Source organism: Sphingomonas sp. PAMC 26605 (assembly GCF_000241485.1).
GTDB lineage: Bacteria > Pseudomonadota > Alphaproteobacteria > Sphingomonadales > Sphingomonadaceae > Sphingomonas.
Map to the genome: position 1 here is coordinate 1,529,025 of NZ_JH584241.1, position 18,755 is coordinate 1,547,779.

Below are 18,755 nucleotides of genomic sequence, written 5' to 3' on the forward strand. Positions count from 1 at the left end.
ACGGGTCCTTTCCGGGGGGCCGGCGGCATTGCGGTGTGGCGAGGTGCATGGTTTCGGTGTTCAAGGGCAATTTGCCATTTTGAACTTGGTGAACTGAACTGGTTCATGGCGATGAACGGGGTGTTCAAATGACGCTGATGACGAAGGGTGATTTCGCCCGGCATCGCGGCGTCGGCAAATCGGCGGTGTCGAATTGGGCCAAGAAGGGCCTGCTCGTGATGGGCGAGTGCCCGACCAGCGGTGCGCTCAAGGTCGATGTCGAACGCACCGAGGCAAGGATCAACACGCGGATCGATCCGATGCGTGGCCGGCCGAGCGCCGGGGCACCATCGGCTCCCACCCCAGCATCGGAAGGAGGTGATTTTGTTTCCGGCGGGCGGACTGGCGCGCACGTTCGCGTCGAGTTGGCCGAAGAGCAACTGGTCAGCAAGCGCCTGGCCAACGCCGAACGCGCCGGCGAGTTAGGCGTGCAGATCGAACTGGAACGACGCGCGGGCGAGCTGGGCCGCATCATGCGCGAGCGGATACACTCTATGTTCCGCTCGATCGCCGAGCGCCTAGCTGCGGAGCGCGACGTCCGCACGATCATGTCGATCGGCGCGGCCGAGATCGACGGCGTGTTTGCTCAGATGGCGAACGATGCCGAGAATGGCGCCCTCGCGGACGCCGACGACGGCGTCGAAGACGCTGCCCTTGAGAACGATTTGGCGGAAGCGCTCGCGGAGGTGTGATGGCGTTCGACTATGACCGCTTCGGCGTTACCGCCGGCACGGTATTACGGTCGAACGCCGCCCGCCTCGACAAGGTCATTGCGAGCGGGCTTCGCCCGCCCCGCAAGATGAAGGTTTCCGCCTGGGCGGTTCGGTTCCGCAAGTTCGGCGACGACGATCCCATCCCCGGCTGGTGGGACAAGCGCACCGCTCCAGAACTCGACGAGATCATGGACGCGATGACGCCGGACGATCCTTGCGAGGAAGCCGACGTCATCAAGTGCGCCCAGTCGGGCGGATCGGCATCGGCTGAAAACTTCATCGGCTTCGTGTCGGATCAGGCACCGGGACCGGTGCTCTTCGTCCAGGCGACCTTGACCGCCGCGCTTGCATGGGCTTCGGAGAAGTTTTGGCCGATGGTCGAGAACTCGCCGCGGTTAAATCCGGAGCGGGGCGGGACGATCCGCGCCCTCGGGACGCCGGACGGGGACGGCTCGACCAAAGGCAAGATCCGGTTCAGCCGGTCCAACGGCTTCGTGCTGCTAGCGGGCGCTAGCTCCGCCGCGTCGCTTCGCCAACGCACCGTTCGCTACGCCGTCGAGGACGATCTCGATCAGTGGCCGGACGATCTGGATGGGCAGGGCTCGCCCGAGGCGATGGTCGACCAGCGTCTGAAGGTGTGGCGCAGCAAGGGGTTGTCGAAGCGGATCAAGATCTCGACGCCCACCATCAAGGGCACCAGCAAGATCGGCCGCGCCTATGCGACGTCCGATCGGCGCCGCTACTACCTGAAATGCCCGGAGTGCGGCAGCCGGTTCGTTCCCGAGTGGAACGACATCAAGTGGCCCGACGGCAAGCCGGCGGAAGCGCACCTGATCCCGCCATGCTGCGGGTTCGATCATATCGCGCATTGGCAAAAACGCGACATGAAGCTGTCCGACGGGTGGCTCTCGATGGAGCTGGAAGGCCAGCCCGTCGCCCGTGTCATGACCGAAGCGGAATTCCAGGCTGCCCGTGGGCGGATGCCGGCCAGTGTGAAGCGTGGCTTTCACCTGACCGGCATCATATCGACCTTTCAGAGCTGGGCGGACATGGCGGTCGCCTTCATCGGCGCGCAAGGCGATCTGAACCGGCTCAAGACGTGGACCAACCTAGTGCACGGTTTCGAGTTCGAGCTGAAGGGCGGCACGCCGGATTACGAGAAGCTGCGCGAGCTGCGCGAGCAGGGCTGGGGTCCGCGTCAGTTGGCGCAGATGCCGGTCGGGCCGATCGCGGTCACGATGGGTGTCGACGTTCAGGGCGACGGTCTCTACCTCGAGAAGGTCGCCTGGGCCGAGAACGCGGAGAGCTGGACGCTCGATGCGCGGTTCCTGCCGGGCTCGACCGACGTGAAGGGCGAGGGCGCTTGGGCCGATCTCGACGCCTATGCGCGCCGCAAGGTCCTGTATCCGGGCGGGCGCGAGTTCGCGGTCGACCAAATCTGTGTCGATGCCGGCTACAATACCGAGGCGGCAGAAGCCTTTTGTCGCGCGCATCCGAACCGGCTCGCGGTGTTCGGCCGCGCCGGTTGGACGCTCCCGATCCTCGGGCGCGGCGAGAACCTGCGCTACGAGCAGCAGGGCCGCAAGGCCGGGCAGGCGTCGAAGCGGGCGGAAGACAAAGCGTACATCGTCGGCACGTTCGGCGTGAAGCTCGCCTGGTACGGCTTCCTGCGGTCGACGATCGCTGCGGCAGCGGGCGAGCGGGAGGGCGTGGAATCTCTTTCGCGAGGCCGCGCACACTTCAACATGGATTTGCCCGACGACTATTTCGAGCAGATCACGGCCGAGACGATCGTCACCGAGACGGTCAACAATCTGCCGCGCCGGGTGTGGAAGCCGCTCGCCGGCCGGCCGAACCACTGGCTCGATTGCCGGGTCTACAACACCGCAGCGGCCGAAAAGCTGATGCTCGATACGCTTACCGTGCAGGACTGGGCGGCGCTTCGTGCCGAACGGTACGCGCCGCGCGACGATGCGCAGGGCGATCTGCTCGGCATGACCTTGGTTCCGACGGCGCCGAGTGCGCCGAAACCAGCCGCGGCGCCGACTAGCAGCGCCGCTGATACCTTCATTGACGCAGGGAGCGACTATCTGTGACCGACTTGCCCACCAAGATTGCGGCGCTGGAAGAGGCGGCAGCCTCGGGGGTGCTGACGATCGAGTCGGACGGCGATCGTCAGACCTTCCAGCGCATGCCCGATCTGCTATCGGCGCTCGCCTACTTCAAGGCGCAGCAGGCCGCAGCATTGCCCGCCAGCGTTGCGGCGCGGCCCGCTTCCACGGTCGTTGTGTTCGATCCGCGCTGACATGGCGATCTCGGACTTCATCGACAACGCAATCGCATCGGTTGCGCCGTCCTGGGCTGCAGGGCGCGTCGCGGCGCGCGCGCGTTTCGAGGTCGCAGTTTCAGCGCGCGACGGCATCCGCCAGTTCGACGCCGCAACGCGCGACCGCCGCACGCACGGTTGGAACCGCAACCCCAGTTCGGCCGATGGCGAGAATGCCAATGCGCGCCAAATGCTCGCCTGGGCGGGGCACGATCTGGTGCGCAACAACAAATATGCCGCGGCAGGGGTGCGCCAACAGGTCGCCACGATCTGGGGAGATGGCATATCGGTCCAGATCACGCACCCGGTGAAGCTGGTACGCAATCGGGCGCAGGCCGCGTGGGACCGCTGGGCGGAAAGCAAGGTCGACGGCTTCGGCGACTGGTACGGCCACGGCAAGCTGGCGGTGCGCGAGATGATCGTGGGCGGTGAGTCTATCACGACGTGGCTTCCCGACGCGTCGGGACCGAGCGGGCTGGTCGCGGGCCTCGAGGGCGCGCAGCTCGACATGTCGCGCAACTATCCGCTGAACGATGGTGGCAAGGTCGTGCAGGGCGTCCAGTTCGACAAGAGCGGGCTGCGCACTGGCTATTGGCTCTTCCCGGATCACCCGAACGATCCGATTCGCACCACGGCCAGTTCGCAGTCGAAGTTCGTCCCGATCGACCATGTCGACCACATGTTCGAGCGGCTGCGCTACCGCCAGACGCGCGGCGTCTCCTGGCTTGGCGCGGTCGCCATGACGCTGCGCGATATCGCTGATATCGAAGACGCCAAGCGGTTGCAGGAAAAGGTTCAGGCCTGTCTCGCGCTGATCGTCCAGCCCGGCGAAGGCCAGTCGGGCTCGCCGCTTGGTCAGCAGCAGCCTGGTCACGATGACCGCCCCGGCAAGCCCCTTGAGGAAACGTTGCGGCCTGGTATGATTGCGCGGCTGAAGTCGGGGGAGACCGCGTCCACCATCAACCCGTCGCCGTCGCAAAGCACGGTGGAGTTCATCCGGCAGCAGCTTGGGGCGGTATCGGCCAACATGGTGCCGTACCATTTGATGACCGGGGACGTCAGCCAGGCCAATTATTCCGGGCTGCGCGCGGCGATGAACGGCAGCTACGCGCTGGTCGACGACTGGCAGCAGAACGAAGTCATCCCGCTGTTATGCAAGCCGGCCGTCATGCGTCGCATGCAACGGCTGATGCTGGAGACCGGCGATCCGCGCTTCCTGCAGATCGGCATGACGTTCGCCTTGCCGATCCGACGGATGGTCGACCCGGTCAAGGATTTGATGGGCGAGGTTCTGGAGATTCGCGCTGGGCTCAAGCTGATCGAAACCGGTCTCGCCGAGCGCGGGATCAATCCCGACGAGCATATGCGCAAGATCCGGGCGATGAACGACACGATCGATAGTCTCGGCTTGGCGCTTGATACCGATCCGCGCCGGCTAACCGATGCCGGCGTGCTGCAGGTTGCGACCGGCTTCCTGGCACCCAAGGAGTAGCAAGATGACGAGGTTAAACGTTGCCGTCCCGCACGTGCTGCGGGCCGGGCACCTGCACGCTTGCGCCGATGGCGCGCGGTCGGCCGCGTTGGCCGTGGCGCCCGCCGCGCCGCACGATGGTCAACGCCTGGCGGTTGCCAGCAGCTACGACGTTTCGGCGCGCACAGTCGAGCTGATCACTGCGACCGAGACGGCCATTCTGATGCCGGCATGGCTCGTCGGCATCTATGATGTCGATTATTACTACGAGATCCTCGATTGTTCGCCCGAAGCGGTCGATCTCAGCCAAGTGAATGCCGGCAACGCGCCGTTGCTCGATACGCACGATCGCTTCGAACTGGCGAGCAGGCTGGGCGTCGTGCGGTCCGCGCAAATCGTCGATCAGCAGGTGTTGACGCTCTGCGCGTTCGGCCAGTCGCAGCAGGCGCGCGACGCCGAGGCCGAATTCGCAGCGGGCACGCCGCCCAAGGTCAGCGTCGGTTACCGGCGCAACCAGATGATCCTTGTCGGCATCCAAGACGACATCCCGATCTACCGCGTCACCAGCTGGACGCTCACCGAAACCTCGCTCGTCTCGATTGCGGCCGATCCCAATGCGGGGGTCCGATCGGCGCACCCTGTTCAGACCCCCTCCAACAGCACGGAGCATACCATGTCGCTTTTCTCGTCCCCTCGCCGCACCCTTCCTGCACCTCCGATCGGGGTACATGCCGACGCCGGTCGCAGCTTTCCCGAAGTAATCGGGACGCGCGGGCCGGCGCCCGCGCCGGCCCCGGCTCCCGCTCCGGCGCCCGCGCCCGCACCCGCTCCGGCGCCCGAGCCTGCGCCTGCACCGGCGCCTGCACCCGCAGCGGGGGGTGAAGGCGAGCGCACCGTTCAGCAGCCGAGCGTCACCCGCTTCACCGCTTCGACCGCGCTTTCGCTGGTCGATATGGCGCGCTCGTTTGGCGACACCGTCGTCACGCGCGCGCAGGAACTGATCGCGCAGAACGAAGCCGGGACGATCAGCACCGACGGCGCGCGCGCCGCGCTGATGACCGCGATGGGCGACGCGCAGCGTTCGTCGGTCGGAGGCGTGACCGTCGGCGGTCGCGCGATCGAGATCACAGCGGACGAACGCGACCGGTTCCGTCGCGGTGCCGAGAACTCGATCATCCAGCGTGTTGGCCTGACGCAGCTGCTGACCGATGGCGCTCGCATCCGCGGGGAGACGGTCGATCTCAGCCCCGGCGAGTTCCGCGGTATCCGCAACGCCGAGCTGGCGCGCATGTCGCTCGAGCGCGCGGGGCAGCGCGTCGATACCTATGATCGCGATGCGATCGTCGGCCAGGCTATGGCGCTCCGCATGGGGCCGATGGGCGCTACGACCGACTTCCCGGTCATCCTCGAGGGTGTGGTCAATCGTGTCCTACAGGCGGCGTACGCTACCCAGCCCGACACCTGGCGCCAGTTCTGCGGAATCGGTTCGGTCGGCGACTTCCGTCCGACCTACAACCTGCTGCGCGGTACCTTCGGAGCGCTCGACACGGTCAACGAGGACGGCGAGGTCAAGAACAAGCCGATCCCCGATGGCGCGAAGGAATCGATCCGTGCCGGCACCAAGGGCAACATCATCGGCCTGACCCGCCAGGCGATCGTCAACGACGATCTCGGCGCGTTCAACGACCTCGCGGTCGAGCTGGGCCGCGCCGGCAAGCTGTCGATCGAGGTCGACGTCTACAAGCTGCTCGCCCTCAACGCGGGGCTCGGGCCGCTCATGGCGGATGGCAAGACGCTGTTCCATACCGATCACGGCAACATCGTCACGCCGGGCGGGCCGCTCACGATCAACCAGTTCGAGCAGATGGACCTTCTGTTCGCCGCGCAAAAGGATTTGTCGGGCAACGACTTCCTCGATCTGATGCTCAGCGTTCTGCTAGTGCCGCGCGGCCAGCGCGGGGATGCCAACGTCATCAACGCGAGCGAGTTCGACACCGACACCGCGGGCAAGTTCCAGAAGCCGAACAAGGTCCGCGGGCTGTTCTCGACCATCGTCGGCTCGCCGCGTCTCGCAGGCACGCGTCGCTATGGCTTCGCCGACCCAAACGTCGCCCCGACGATCAAGGTCGTCTTCCTGAACGGCAATCAGGAACCGCGCGTCGAGAGCAAGGATGGCTGGCGCATCGACGGCACCGAATGGCGCGTGCTGTTCGATTACGGTGTCGGCGCCATCAACTGGCGCTCCGGCGTCACCGACGCGGGCGCGTAAGCCCGCATTTCCGTCAGCGCCGCGGCGGTCAACGCCGCGGCGAGCAGGAGTTTGACCGATGAATAATTTCGTACAGCCCGGTAAAATGCTCGATCTGATCGCTCCGGCCGGGGGCGTCGTCGGCGGCAAGACCGTCAAGATCAACAGCATCATCGCCATTCCCGCCAAGAACGCGCTCGAAACCTACCCTTTTTCGGGTGCCGTTGAAGGCGTTTTCGACCTCGACGCCAAGACCGCGCAGGCGTGGGCCGCGGGCGTCACCTTGTATTGGGACGATACCGCAAAGGTCTATACGACCACCGCTGGCGGCAATACCAAGGCCGGATACGCCGTCGCCGACAAGGACGCAGCCGCAGCGATCGGCCGCGTCAAGTTGATCCCGTCGATCTAAGATGACGGGCTTTGTCGAACGCAAGGCGGCGTTGATCGACGCCGCCTTTGTCGCGTTCGGCGAGGATGCGATGTGGACCGGCATTGAAGCGCCGGTCCGCATCCGCTTTGGTACCAGCGACGAAGAGGGCAAGTTTTCCGAAAGCGGCTTCATCTCGCGTGGTGACCGGATGCGGGTCCGCCAGAGCGAGGTTCCGGCACCGAACGAAGGCGACATAGTCAGCGTCGCGACCGGGTTGAATGCCGGCACCTATCGCTTGGTCGGCGAGCCCATCCTCGGTTCGAAGCGGGTCTGGGACTGCGATGTCACGGTGGTGCGCTGATGCGGATCACAGCGACGCTCGAAGGTCTCGACGTAACGCTTTCGGCAATCAGCGCAGAGATCGCCGGCGTCGTGACGGCGGCGATGCGTGAGGGTACGGCCGGTCTGAAGGATGAACTGCGCGAACAGGTGCGGGGCGCGGGCTTGGGCGCGCGGCTTGCCACGACATGGCAAGCCAATAATTATCCGGCGACAGGCGAAAGTATCGAGCCTGCTGGCTATGTATTTTCGCGAGCTCCGACCATCATCTCGGCCTATGCCGAGGGGGCGACGATCGTCCCACTAGCAGGGCATCGCTATCTGGCGATCCCGACGAAGAATGTCCCGCGCGGGAGAGGTCGTCGCAAGCCGCGTATGACCGTCTTTGAGGTTGAAACCAGCTTCAATCAGGATTTGATCCTGCGACCGGGCAAGCGCGGTACTCTGCTTGGGTTCATCGACGCAGTGCGCGCCAAATCGATCAAGCGGCCAGGGGTGCGCAACGCGACGAAGGGGCGGCTCGCGCAGGGGCGCAAGCGCGAGCTGATTCTGATGTTCGTATTCGTCAAGTCGATCCGCGTGGCCAAGGTTCTCGACGTAGAGGGCGCTGCCAACCGGTGGGCCGCGAATATCGCCGCATCGGTTTCCGCGCAGCTGGGGAAAGGTTGATATGTCCAAGCGGCGCGACGTGATCATGGCGGTAAAGGCGTTGGCTACAGCCGCGCTTCCCAACGCGAAGATCCGCGGCTTCGATGGCGACACCGCTCGCCCGACGAACGTCACGGGTGGCGGCGTCGTCATCGGTCACCCCGGCGATCCGGGAGAACCAGCGGTCGACCTGTCGCCGCTCACCTACAATTACGATCATCCAATCACGCTCGAGTTTGCGCCAGGCGGCAGTGACCAGGCGGGCGGACTCGACGCGATGATGGGGGTATTCGGCGCGGCCATCGAAGCCGACCGGACGCTCGGCGGCCTGTGCAGCTGGATCGAAGCACAAGCGCCGGATGAGGACGATACCCCGTCCGGCACCGGATCGCAGCGCTGGGCGATGCTCGACGTGATTGCGTCCTATTCTACCCCCAACCCGCTCACCTGAGAGGAAATCACTATGTCCCGTGCACGCGGCGCGAACGCGAAGGCGTTCGGCATCTTCGAAGCCACGCCCGGCGTTACCCCGGCTCCCGGCGCGAGCTGGTTCGGCATCCCGTTCGTCAGCCACACGCTCGGCGAGGAACGCCCGTTGATCCCGTCCGACTTGCTCGGGCAGGGACGGGAGATGCAAGACCCGACGCCGGATGTCGCCACCAACGATGGTGATATGATCGTGCCTGTCGACGTGCGGAATTTCGGCCACTGGCTGAAGCTGTTCTTCGGCAACCCCGTTTCCACGGCCGGTGCCGCGTCCGAAGAGACGCATGTCTTCACGTCGGGTGTGGCTACGTTGCCGAGCATGTCCTTGGAGATCGGCGCGCCCGAAATCCCGGCCTACAGCACGCACTACGGCCTGCGCGGCAACCAGTTGAAGATTTCGCAGGCACGCTCCGGCCTGCTCAACGCGACGTGCAGCTTGGTCGGTATCGGCGAGAGCCCGACAGCGGCGGTCACCGCGGCTGGCGCGGGCGCAACGGCCTCGCTCCCGATCACCCGCTTCCCGCAGGCATCGGGCTACGTGAAAAAGGATGGTCAGCAGCTCGGCAGCGTGGTCAGCGCCGACTTCACCTACAGCAACGCGCTCGAGAAGATCGAAACGATCAAGGCGGACGGTCGAATCGAGGACAGCGATCCCGGCATGGTGAGCATGTCAGGATCGGTTGGCGTCCGGTTTCGGGACACCACCCTTCTGCTCGCCGCGACCAACGGCACTCCAATCGAACTCGACTTCGGCTGGGCGAGCGGGGTTCACGGCTTGGTGTTTGCAGTGCCGCGCGTCTTCCTGCCGGCGGTCAAACGGCCGATCGCGGGACCGAACGGCATCCTGGCGACCTTCAACTGGCAGGCCAGTGGCGCGAACGCCCCGAGCGTCACCGTCACGCTGACCAACGATGTCCCCACCTATGCTTAAGCTGGGCGAGGTCGATCCGGTCTGGAAGGAACTGTTTCCCGCAAACGGCGATACGCCGGCGGTGCGGGTGCAGTTCAAGCCGATCGGCATCAAGGCACTCCGCGCTGCGCGCCGCGCCATCGCCGCGGCGCTCGGGGTCGATCCCGACGATATCGAGAATGCGGGTGATGAATTGTCGCGGGAGTTGATCCGCGCCGGTCTGATCGCCTGGGAAGGTATCGGCGATCTCGACGATAATGTGATCGAGGTGACGCCCGAGACCATTGAGATGTTCATCGCCGATCCGCGCACGTTCGAAGCGGCCGATCGCGTCTATGTCACGCCGTGGGTCATGCAGGATCTGGAAAAAAACGGCTCATCCGCCTCGCCAGTTGGCACTGGGGTGGCGGAGACGCCGGCGAAGGATACTGCCGGCTCGTCTGCGCCTCGCGCGAAAAAGGCCGCTGCGACGAGTGCGCGTACACCAAAGATGAGCCGCAAACCGAAGCCGGCGCCGGCGTCTGGGAGCTGATCGAGGGCGCCGGATCGCAACTCCGACTTGCCACGATCCCAATTCCCGGTGGGGGCGTCGTATCGCGGCCGATCGGCCTAGATTTCGGCGCGGTGCTTGCGATGGGCACCGCTCTCGACGTCGACCAGAAGTTGCTCGCAAGCATCCTGCCCGGTGTCGAGGCGGCGATCATCGCTTCGTTTTCTGATGAACCCACTGTGATTGATGAAGGAGAATAGCATGGCCGACCGGTCAGTTGCGATCCGCCTCGCCACGGCGGGTAAGGCGACCGTCGTGCGCGACATCACCGATATCGGTGACGCACAGGAAGCCCAGGCACAGCGCTGGCAGAAGGCGTACGAGAAAGCGGGCGACGATGTCACCGTGTCGCTGCGTCGCCAAGCTCAGGCGGCGGCGAAGATCGCCGCGATCATGCCACAGACGAACGTCCAGTTTGCTGCGCAAACCGCTGCCGGTACTAACTATCAGGGGGCTAGCGCTCGCGACTCTGCGGCGGCATTTCGAGAGTTACTCGCTGCTGAGGATGCGCTTGACGCCAAATCGCGGGCGCTGCTCGCGATTTTGGAACCGGTACGCGTTGCGCAAGAGCGCTATAACGCCGAGGTCGCGGACGCCGCAAAGCTTCACGACGCGAACCGGATCAGCCTCGATCAGTTCATCGCAGCCGAAGCGCGTGCCGCGGCTGCGCTCGAGCGGACGACCGGCGCTAGCCGCACGTCGGGCCAGGCCGAGACCGCAGCGACTAAATATTCGATTTCGCCTGACACGGCTATCGTCGGGAAATCCGCTGCAGAGTCCGCTTCGGCGCTTAGCGAGCTGCTCACCCTGCAGGAACAGCAGGAGGCGCGCGCGACATCGCTGCGGGCAAAGCTCGATCCGCTCTACGTCGCGCAGCAAAAGTACGACGCCGAGATCAAGAGCGCAGGTGAATTGCTAGCGGCGGGTGCGATCTCGCAGGATCTGCATTCCACGGCAGTCGCCAGCAGCGAAAAGGCACTGGCCGCTGCCAAGCGCGAGGTCGAGGGCCATAGCTCGGCGCTCAACCTCAACCGCACGCAGATGATCATCGGCCAGTCGGCCGTGATGCGCTTTACCGACTCGCTGATTGCGGGGCAGTCGCCAATCCGCGCGTTCGCGCTCGAGGCGCACAAGCTTGGGGAAGTCATATCGTTCGATGACGGCGGCGTCGCAGGCGGGATGGCGAAGCTCACCGCGCTGCTCAACCCGCTGACGATTGGCTTGGGCGCGATAGCCGTGGCAGCGATTGCAGCGGCCGTGGCGGGCGAGGAATATGCGGCGGCCGAAGCGAAACTCAGTGCCATCTCTGAGGGGACGGGGCGGCTTCTTGGTCAGAGCGGCGAGCAGCTCGAAGCCAGTGCGGAGGCAGCGGCCCGCGCCGGCAACATCACGATTTCTGCGGCGCGCGATATCGAGACTGGCTATCTCAAAGTTGCGAAAGCTGGGGATGTCCTGATCGGACTTACGGCGATCACGAAGGATTTCGCGGCAGCGACCGGGACCGACATGAAGGCCGCACAGGCTGCATTGGGCGCGGCCTTCGCCGACCCAATCAAAGGCGCGCAGGATCTTACCGAGCAGTACGGCGTGCTCACGCAGGCGCAAATCGAGCATATCTCGAAACTCGTGGAGGAGGGCAACGCGGCCGGTGCGCAGCGTGCGCTTGTCGCAGATCTGAAGGATGCGTTCGATGGAGCGTCCGAACACGCCACAGGTTTGGCGCTTGCATGGGAACGGATCACGCATGGGACGCAGGATGCGTGGAATTGGCTCGGCAAATATTCCGATCTGTTGGTCACCACAGCGCTAAAGGACAATTTCCTTACATCGTGGTTGGTCACGCCCAACGCCGTCCAGAAGAGGTCAACGGGGCCGAGCGCTGCAGATCTGGCAGCACAACAGCGAGCATCGTCCGTCGCCGATGATTACACCGGTGCCAACCAACTCGAGGCGTATCGCAAGAACGCAGGTGCGCTTCGGCAGGGTTTGAACACGCCCGGACTATCGGCCGACCAGCGAAGCTCGATGACGACCGCGCTCGATGCCTATTCGCATGCGCTCGATACCTTCATTCCGAAGCAGGACAAGGCCAACCAGCTCGCCGCCCTCGATGCCAAGATCGCCGCGACCAAGGTGCCGGCTGCAAAGGCAGCGCTCGCGGCGCAGCGGGAGCAGGTAGCCTCGGCGGGGGAGGTTGTGACAAGCGCAGATGTCCTAGCGCGTGCGCACTCAAAGGCAGATGCTGCGGCTGCGCGTGCGACGCACACCAATGGCGCGCACGCGGCATCGCTGGCGCGGCAGGCGGAATCGATGGAGGCGGCGGCTAAGTCCTCGCTCGATCTCGCAGACGCATATCTGAAGGGTGACAGCGCCGCGATCGAAGCTGAGGCGCGCCGCAAGGCGGTTACCGATGCGACCCGAAAGGGGATTGATGTCGAAGCTCAGGTGCGACGACAGCTGAACCTGAATGTAGCCGAAGCCGTCGCGACCGGGGCGAAGTCGGTTGCGCAGCTGCGCGATGAGACCAGCGCGCGGACTGATGCTAATGCCAAGGTGGACGCGGGGAAACTCAAGACAGCGGACCTCGCGCGGGCACTTTCGGACGAGGCGGCGCTCCGCCCGTTATTGCGGTTGCAGACCGTCGCGCAGGGTTCCGCCCTTACCGCGCTGACCAAGGTGATCGACGCATACCGGGAGGCGCTTGACAAAGCGCATACGGCCGAATCTGACACGGCTGCTAACGCCTCGGTTGCAGCATCCCAGCGCCGGATCGATGACACGAAGGCCGCGATTGCAGACCTGTCGAAGTCGCCCCGTGATCAGGCAATCGCTGCCGCCTACCGGGCTGGAAACAACGAAGCCGATGACGGCCACTATTCCGGTGCCAAACGGCAGGAAGTGGTCGATATCAAAACCGAGGAAGCTTACGCCGACTTTGCCAAGACGCGCGCGAAGTATGTCGTCGATCAGATCCAATCGCAGCAGGATTCGCTCGCCCTCTCGCAGCGCGACCTCGAGTTACAGGGTGCCAACGAAGATAATCGCACGGTCGAACTGGACCAGCTCAAGGCATCGCTCGCTATCAAGCGCCTGTTCCCGGAGATGACGGACGCGGAGCGTGCTGCCATCCTGAAAGGCATCGCTGCTCAAGATGCGCTCAATGCCAAGCTGAAGGTGACTGCCGCGGCGCTCGACGAGGTCCGCCAGTTTGGCGGGCAGTTCGTAGATGACGTTCTCAATCCCGACACATGGTCAAGCTGGGGCAATGCCGGCAAGACGATCATCAACGATCTGAAATCGGAGTTCATCAAGCTAGCGCTGATTAACCCGCTGAAGAACCTGATCAACGGAAACAGTGCGCTCCCCACGCTTTCGTCGGCGATCTCGAACATCGGCAAGCTGTTCGGCGGCGGTTCGGCGGCGGTCCCACACAATGCATCGGGGACTGAGAGCTTCTCCGGGGGGGCGACCTGGGTGAACGAGAACGGCCCAGAAATAGCCGATCTGCCGAATGGCACGCGGATTTACCCCGCAGCGGAAACCCGCCGCATGCTTGCGGGGAACGATAATACCGGCGGCGGTGGGCACACCATCATCATCAATGCAGACCGTTCCGTGCTTTCAGATGAAGTGCGCGGCTGGGTTTCCGAGGGCATCGCCATTGCTTCGACCCACGGCGCGGCGGGCGGTGCAGCTCTCGGGCAGGCCGAGAACGCGGCCGCCAGTGCGCGGACGCTGGGCCGGCGTTGGTGATGAGTGTCCTGCTCTCATGGTCACGTATCGCTACGCTGACGATCCGTCCGCAATTGTTCAGCGGCGATCAGGAAGGCAGCCTAGGTGGCCCGACCCTGCCCGTCCCGCGCATGGGCGACCGATTTGCAGTCGATCTTACCACGACGCAGCTGGGGCAGGATGCGGAAAGCCGTCAATTCGTGGCGAAGCTCTTCCAGGCGACAACGCTCGACGCCCGTATTCCGCTCTGCGCGCCGAATGCCGGAGCTATCTTCGGCGCACGTGGTGCTATCGTCGATGGCGCAGGCCAAAGCGGATCGAGCGTCGCCGTGCGCGGCATGCGGCCGTGGACCGAGTTGCTCGCCGGCAACTTCTTCCACATCGGCCATGCCGATACCTTCTTCATCTACATGATCGCCGGCCGGATCATGGCCGATGGTGCCGGCAAAGCGCTCGTGCCGATCTGGCCGATGCTGCGCTTCCTGACCGTCGATGGCGAGACGTGCGAATTCGAAGAACCAGTCATCGCCGGCAAGCTGACGGGCTTCGACAAGGGGGCATCGTTTTCCAAGAACCGAACCGACCCGATCCAATTTAGCATTTCGGAGCGAGCATGACCTTCCGTCTTACGCCGCAAATGGGCGCTGCGCTGCGCGCCGGCGTCTCGCCGATCGCGCCGCTCATCGAAGCGATATTGCCGGGGCACACGCTTCACCATCTGGTAGGTTCGGGCGAGGCCATGTGGGGCGAGCGGAAGTTCACTGGCCGCGATCCGAAGTTCGGGGTTCTGCTTGCGGCCGGGGATCTGAAAGACGGGGTCGGTGACGAAGCGCCCGACTGGGAGCTTACGTTTGGCCCGCCCGACGAGGCGTCCGCGGCGGACTTGGTTTCTGCGACCGCGCAGGGTGGCATCGTCAACGGTTGGGTTGGCGTGATCGACCGCGAAACCGGGCTGATATTGCCGGACCCGATCCAAGTTTTTGCTGGCACGCTGGACGTACCCAAGCTGCAAGTGGGGAAAGGGACACTCTCTGCCGTTTGGCGATGCGTGTCGGCGTTGGAGGCATTCCACGATCAGGAAGTGGGCGCGCGTCTGTCCGACGCCTTCCATCAGATGATCTGGCCTGGTGAAACGGGCTGCGCCAATATGTCGGGTATCGCCAAGGTCTCGAACTGGGGCGTCGAGAAGCCGCCATCGGGGGTGAGCTACGCTTCGAGCGCTCCCGCTGGCTATACCAACCCGATGTTTCAGCGGCTCGCGGCATGATCGAAATGATCGCGCGCCAGCAGGCAGCGCAGGCAACGGTCGATCGCTTCAAGGATCGTCCCTTCGCGTACGGGAAGGACGATTGCGTCCGCCTGGCGGCGTTTGTTCTGCGCAAGCGCGGTCATCGGCCGCAGCTCGGCAAAGCGGGTGGCTATTCGTCGCTGATCGGCGCGCGCCGCGCGCTCAAGCGGGCTGGCTATGAAACGCTCGCGGGAGCGCTGGACGCGCTCGGCCTCGCCCGCATTGCGCCCGCCGGCGTTCTCCCGGCCGATATCGTGATGGTCGCCTCCGATGTGTTCGATGGTGGGCTCGGCGTTGTCGTTGGAAACGGGCGGGTAATCGGATGGCATGAGGATTCCGACAAAGCGGAGATCTGCCATCCGCTTTCGTTCGTCGGCGCGTGGCGCACCTGATCGATGGCTAAGTTCCTTAAAACAGCCGCGCTCGTGGTTGGGGCGGTAGCACTGATCGCGACCGGCGTCGGCGCGGCTGCCAGCGCGGGCTTGATCGGTGCCGGATTGGGCGGGACCGCGACCTTCCTCGGCGTGTCGGCAGCGACGTTTGCGACGATCGGCACGGTCGCTAGCGTCGCGGCAGGCGTCCTATCTTTCGCGGCAGCAGCGATGGCGCCCAAGGGCACCGTCGGCGGCAATCAGACGCAATTTACGATCGACAAAGAGTCGGGAAATCCCGTCGTACTCGGCCGCACGGCGTCGGGTGGGAAAGTGGTGCATCGCCAGACTCACGGCGCGAAGAACGAATATGAGAGCTGGGTAACGGTGCACAGCATCGGGCCGGTCCGGAGCATCGGCCCGCTGGAGATCGATCAGGTCGCAGAGTCGTTTGCGAGCGGCGGTGCGGCACTCGGGAGGTTCGCGGGTTTCATGTGGCTCGCGACACAGCTCGGCGCATGCCCCGAGGCCAGTGCGCTGCCCGTGTTCAATGGCCCTGTCGCCGGGTGGGACGCCAATTCCAAGCTGTCTGGCAAAGCCGCAGATATGTGGTGCCTGAAATTCGACAGCGCAGGTAAGAAGTTCCCGAGCGGCGTACCGCAGCGGGTGCGCGTGATCGAAGGGGTTTATGTCTACGACCCCCGGCTCGACTCGACCTATCCGGGTGGCATCGGCGCATGTCGGATCGATGATCCCGCGACGCACGTCTGGTCGGAAAACCCCGCGCTCCACGCCCTGACATGGGCGTATGGCCATCATCAAAACGGCATATTGGTGGCAGGCGGTGGTCTGGACATCGTCGGCATCGACGTCCCCCCCTTCGCGGAATGGGCATCGGTCTGCGAAGCGAACGGCTGGAAGGTCGGCGGCACCGTTTATACCCAGACCGACGATAGCTGGGACGTGCTCAAGATGATCGCCCAGGCGGGCGGCGGCGAAGTGATGCCTGTGGGCGCATTGCTTTCGTGCACCTTTTCGGCGCCGCGCGTGTCGATCGGGACGATCACTTCCGCCGATATCGCGGATACGATCGACGTACCGGGAACCGCATCTCAGCGGCTTCGGCGCAATACGGTCATCCCCAAGGTACGATTGGAGGGGCAGGGCTGGGAGATCGTGCCCCTCAAGGCCCTGTCGATCGACCACTACGTGACGGTGGATGGAGGCAAGCGGCCAAAAGAGCTTGAGTTGCCGCTTGTGCAGGATGCCGATCAGGGCGCCGAGCTTGGGCTTTACGATATTCTGAATAGCCGTGAGATCGACGGCATCATCTTGCCCTGCAAGGTTTACATGATCGGCTATCGCCCTGGCGATTGCGTGACATTACAAATTCCCGAAGCCGCGCTCGTCGATCGGGACGTGGTCATTCGCAATCGATCGCTTGGTGGATCGACAATGTCGGTGACTTTGACCGGTCGAACGGAAACGGCGGGGAAGCATCCTTTCGCTCTTGGCAAGGTCGGGACGCCACCCCCGACGCCAGATTTGAGCGTGCCCGGCGCCTATGATGAGGCTCCGGACGCCGAAGACTGGACGCTTAGCGGCACCGCACTGTCCGCGAATGGCGCGTCGGTCCCGGCGCTACATGTCACTGGGGGGGTGAGCAACCCGAACGCGGATGCGGTGGTGTTCGAGTATCGATTGGACACGGCAAGCGACTGGATGGCGGCGGGGTTCGAAGCGGCTGCGACGACAGACAAGGTGATCACCAGCATCACGCCGAACACCAGCTACCAGGTTGCGGTAAGCTATCGCGTGCGCGGTGTGATCGGGGCTCGGCTAGTGCTTGGCCCGGTAACCGCGGGCGCGCTCGTGCCGCCAGACGTTGCTACGTCCGACGATTTGCAAGCGACCAACACCAACCTCGCATCGGCGCAATCAACCATCGCGGAACAAGCGATCACCTTGGCCGACCTAAAGCGCCGCATCGACGACGCCGGCATCAGCTAAACTCGGAGCATAAAATGGCGATTTCTGCCTATCTCCCGATCGTCGCCGATCGGGCGGGCGCCTGCGTGCGCAAAATCGAATTTATCGGGCTGGACCTTCGAGACTCTGCGTTGCGCCTGCAGGTCCGAATGAAGCCAGACACGCCTGGCGCTCCGTTGATCGACCTGAGCATCGCCGAGGCTGATGCCGAGGGCTTGTGGCTTGCCGACTTCTCAGTCGCTGACGGTGTTCCGACGACCACGGTGCAGATCCGCATCGCGGAAACGACGATGAAGGACGACGCAAAGGTTCCTTATATCGGTGAGCTTGGCGATGCGGCACCGCTGGCTTACGACCTGATTGCCACGATCGGCGGGGATAAGCGTCGGCTGATCTTCGGCGAATTTGTCGCGTTGGCGACGGTAAACGGCGCCGACGGTGCGCCGGCGTCGCGCCGCGAGGGCAGCGGACCTCGGTCAAAATCATGGTCAGCCTGGTCGAATGCGTCGGTGTCCGTTCTTACCGACGTTGCGCAGGTATCGATCGACGGGCTTGACCAGCTCGCGCCAATCGTTGCTACGGCGACCGCCGCAGCGGACCGGGCGGAAGCAGCCGAAGCCGGAGCGGTTACGGCTCTGGAAAGCCGGGCGCCAAAGAAAGCCCCGTTGTTCGAACCGGCAGACGGTCTTCCGGGAAATGTCGGGGGCTACGCGAACTTCAAGCAGCCAGCGGACTCGATCCTTTCGGCGCCAGCCTTCGTCGGCGTGATCGGCAACCGCTTCGTGTTCGGCGACGGAGGTGAAGGGAACCGCGGCGCAGGGTTGGACCTCACGAGGGCTAGCGTTGGCTTCGGCACCAATCTGCTCTTCGACGAAGCTCCGACCATCCGACCGGGTATGGGCGCGCCCGCGTCGTTTGGCGGCTACAGCTTCGACATGCGGCCTGCCTACGGTTCCGCTCTTGGCGGCGACGTTTTTCGCGGCGTGATCGGCAACCGCTATGTCTTCTACGATTACGGTCCCGGCAATAAGGGCTTCGGGATCGACCTGACCCGGTGTCTGCCGGACGTCGGATCGAACGCAGTGCTCGATAGCGACGGCGCCGGCAATCTCGCCTTCGGGCTGATGTACGGCCGCAAATTCCACACCGACACGCGTTCGGTCGAGATCAATGGCTATTACGCGCCAGGCGAGGCGGGCATCGCGAACGTCCCGCGCTGGAACCTGGTCCGGGTCGCGGCTGGCCCGCAGACCTTTGCGCGCTCACCCGACG

General features: G+C 64.4%; 18 protein-coding genes. All 18 read left to right on the top strand.

The window, feature by feature from the left end:
- The first annotated feature begins 128 nt into the window (after window positions 1–128).
- Complete coding sequence (locus RH90_RS07105; protein ID WP_010184767.1) at window positions 129–731, top strand: hypothetical protein; 603 nt, start codon at window positions 129–131, stop codon at window positions 729–731.
- Window positions 731–2,848 carry a terminase gpA endonuclease subunit gene (locus RH90_RS07110; RefSeq protein ID WP_010184768.1) on the top strand — a complete coding sequence of 706 codons (2,118 nt, stop codon included), beginning with the start codon at window positions 731–733 and terminating at the stop codon, window positions 2,846–2,848. Before RH90_RS07105 ends, RH90_RS07110 begins: the two co-directional genes overlap by 1 nt.
- The gene (locus RH90_RS07115; protein WP_010184769.1) at window positions 2,845–3,057 is read left to right on the top strand and encodes a phage head-tail joining protein; all 213 of its coding nucleotides are present in this window, start codon (window positions 2,845–2,847) and stop codon (window positions 3,055–3,057) included. The genes RH90_RS07110 and RH90_RS07115 overlap by 4 nt, the downstream gene beginning before the upstream one ends.
- 1 nt (window position 3,058) lies before the next feature.
- Window positions 3,059–4,570 carry a phage portal protein gene (locus RH90_RS07120; protein WP_010184771.1) on the top strand — a complete coding sequence of 504 codons (1,512 nt, stop codon included), beginning with the start codon at window positions 3,059–3,061 and terminating at the stop codon, window positions 4,568–4,570.
- Between the two features lie 4 nt (window positions 4,571–4,574).
- Entirely contained in the window at window positions 4,575–6,818 is a 2,244-nt protein-coding gene (locus tag RH90_RS23355; RefSeq protein ID WP_157134540.1) for a phage major capsid protein, read from the top strand.
- 58 nt (window positions 6,819–6,876) lie between these two features.
- Window positions 6,877–7,209, top strand: a complete 333-nt coding sequence (locus RH90_RS07130; protein ID WP_010184773.1) for a DUF2190 family protein — start codon at window positions 6,877–6,879, stop codon at window positions 7,207–7,209.
- A 31-nt stretch (window positions 7,210–7,240) separates the two neighbouring features.
- Window positions 7,241–7,531, top strand: a complete 291-nt coding sequence (locus RH90_RS07135; RefSeq protein WP_157134541.1) for a head-tail joining protein — start codon at window positions 7,241–7,243, stop codon at window positions 7,529–7,531.
- Window positions 7,531–8,178 carry a DUF6441 family protein gene (locus RH90_RS22035; RefSeq protein WP_010184775.1) on the top strand — a complete coding sequence of 216 codons (648 nt, stop codon included), beginning with the start codon at window positions 7,531–7,533 and terminating at the stop codon, window positions 8,176–8,178. Before RH90_RS07135 ends, RH90_RS22035 begins: the two co-directional genes overlap by 1 nt.
- A gap of 1 nt (window position 8,179) precedes the next feature.
- Window positions 8,180–8,608 (top strand): hypothetical protein, encoded by a 429-nt coding sequence (locus RH90_RS07145; RefSeq protein WP_010184776.1) that lies wholly within the window; start codon window positions 8,180–8,182, stop codon window positions 8,606–8,608.
- 12 nt (window positions 8,609–8,620) lie between these two features.
- Window positions 8,621–9,574 (top strand): phage tail tube protein, encoded by a 954-nt coding sequence (locus RH90_RS07150; RefSeq protein WP_010184778.1) that lies wholly within the window; start codon window positions 8,621–8,623, stop codon window positions 9,572–9,574.
- On the top strand, window positions 9,567–10,085 hold the full coding sequence (locus RH90_RS07155) for a hypothetical protein (protein ID WP_010184779.1): 519 nt from the start codon (window positions 9,567–9,569) through the stop codon (window positions 10,083–10,085). Before RH90_RS07150 ends, RH90_RS07155 begins: the two co-directional genes overlap by 8 nt.
- 71 nt (window positions 10,086–10,156) lie before the next feature.
- Window positions 10,157–10,303: a DUF7697 family protein gene (locus tag RH90_RS24750; RefSeq protein ID WP_442852470.1), complete on the top strand. Its 147-nt coding sequence runs from the start codon at window positions 10,157–10,159 to the stop codon at window positions 10,301–10,303.
- Window position 10,304: 1 nt separating this feature from the next.
- Window positions 10,305–13,856: a phage tail length tape measure family protein gene (locus tag RH90_RS07160; RefSeq protein ID WP_010184780.1), complete on the top strand. Its 3,552-nt coding sequence runs from the start codon at window positions 10,305–10,307 to the stop codon at window positions 13,854–13,856.
- Window positions 13,857–13,909: 53 nt separating this feature from the next.
- The gene (locus RH90_RS22040; RefSeq protein WP_010184781.1) at window positions 13,910–14,452 is read left to right on the top strand and encodes a hypothetical protein; all 543 of its coding nucleotides are present in this window, start codon (window positions 13,910–13,912) and stop codon (window positions 14,450–14,452) included.
- The gene (locus tag RH90_RS07170) at window positions 14,449–15,102 is read left to right on the top strand and encodes a hypothetical protein (protein WP_029625106.1); all 654 of its coding nucleotides are present in this window, start codon (window positions 14,449–14,451) and stop codon (window positions 15,100–15,102) included. The genes RH90_RS22040 and RH90_RS07170 overlap by 4 nt, the downstream gene beginning before the upstream one ends.
- Before the next feature lie 5 nt (window positions 15,103–15,107).
- Window positions 15,108–15,515, top strand: a complete 408-nt coding sequence (locus tag RH90_RS07175; RefSeq protein WP_157134542.1) for a DUF6950 family protein — start codon at window positions 15,108–15,110, stop codon at window positions 15,513–15,515.
- Between the two features lie 3 nt (window positions 15,516–15,518).
- Complete coding sequence (locus RH90_RS07180; protein WP_037492684.1) at window positions 15,519–17,504, top strand: hypothetical protein; 1,986 nt, start codon at window positions 15,519–15,521, stop codon at window positions 17,502–17,504.
- A 14-nt stretch (window positions 17,505–17,518) separates the two neighbouring features.
- A partial coding sequence (locus tag RH90_RS23895) for a hypothetical protein (RefSeq protein WP_010184786.1) occupies window positions 17,519–18,755 on the top strand: 1,237 nt, incomplete at its 3' end.

What these genes read in the sequence shown, in the direction of transcription:
- RH90_RS07180 (WP_037492684.1), top strand. Translation starts at nt 15,519, where the DNA reads ATGGCTAAGTTCCTTAAAACAGCCGCGCTCGTGGTTGGGGCGGTAGCA.
- RH90_RS07110 (WP_010184768.1), top strand. Translation starts at nt 731, where the DNA reads ATGGCGTTCGACTATGACCGCTTCGGCGTTACCGCCGGCACGGTATTA.
- RH90_RS07120 (WP_010184771.1), top strand. Translation starts at nt 3,059, where the DNA reads ATGGCGATCTCGGACTTCATCGACAACGCAATCGCATCGGTTGCGCCG.
- RH90_RS23355 (WP_157134540.1), top strand. Translation starts at nt 4,575, where the DNA reads ATGACGAGGTTAAACGTTGCCGTCCCGCACGTGCTGCGGGCCGGGCAC.
- RH90_RS07170 (WP_029625106.1), top strand. Translation starts at nt 14,449, where the DNA reads ATGACCTTCCGTCTTACGCCGCAAATGGGCGCTGCGCTGCGCGCCGGC.
- RH90_RS07130 (WP_010184773.1), top strand. Translation starts at nt 6,877, where the DNA reads ATGAATAATTTCGTACAGCCCGGTAAAATGCTCGATCTGATCGCTCCG.
- RH90_RS07150 (WP_010184778.1), top strand. Translation starts at nt 8,621, where the DNA reads ATGTCCCGTGCACGCGGCGCGAACGCGAAGGCGTTCGGCATCTTCGAA.
- RH90_RS07155 (WP_010184779.1), top strand. Translation starts at nt 9,567, where the DNA reads ATGCTTAAGCTGGGCGAGGTCGATCCGGTCTGGAAGGAACTGTTTCCC.
- RH90_RS07145 (WP_010184776.1), top strand. Translation starts at nt 8,180, where the DNA reads ATGTCCAAGCGGCGCGACGTGATCATGGCGGTAAAGGCGTTGGCTACA.
- RH90_RS07175 (WP_157134542.1), top strand. Translation starts at nt 15,108, where the DNA reads ATGATCGCGCGCCAGCAGGCAGCGCAGGCAACGGTCGATCGCTTCAAG.
- RH90_RS07105 (WP_010184767.1), top strand. Translation starts at nt 129, where the DNA reads ATGACGCTGATGACGAAGGGTGATTTCGCCCGGCATCGCGGCGTCGGC.
- RH90_RS22035 (WP_010184775.1), top strand. Translation starts at nt 7,531, where the DNA reads ATGCGGATCACAGCGACGCTCGAAGGTCTCGACGTAACGCTTTCGGCA.
- RH90_RS07160 (WP_010184780.1), top strand. Translation starts at nt 10,305, where the DNA reads ATGGCCGACCGGTCAGTTGCGATCCGCCTCGCCACGGCGGGTAAGGCG.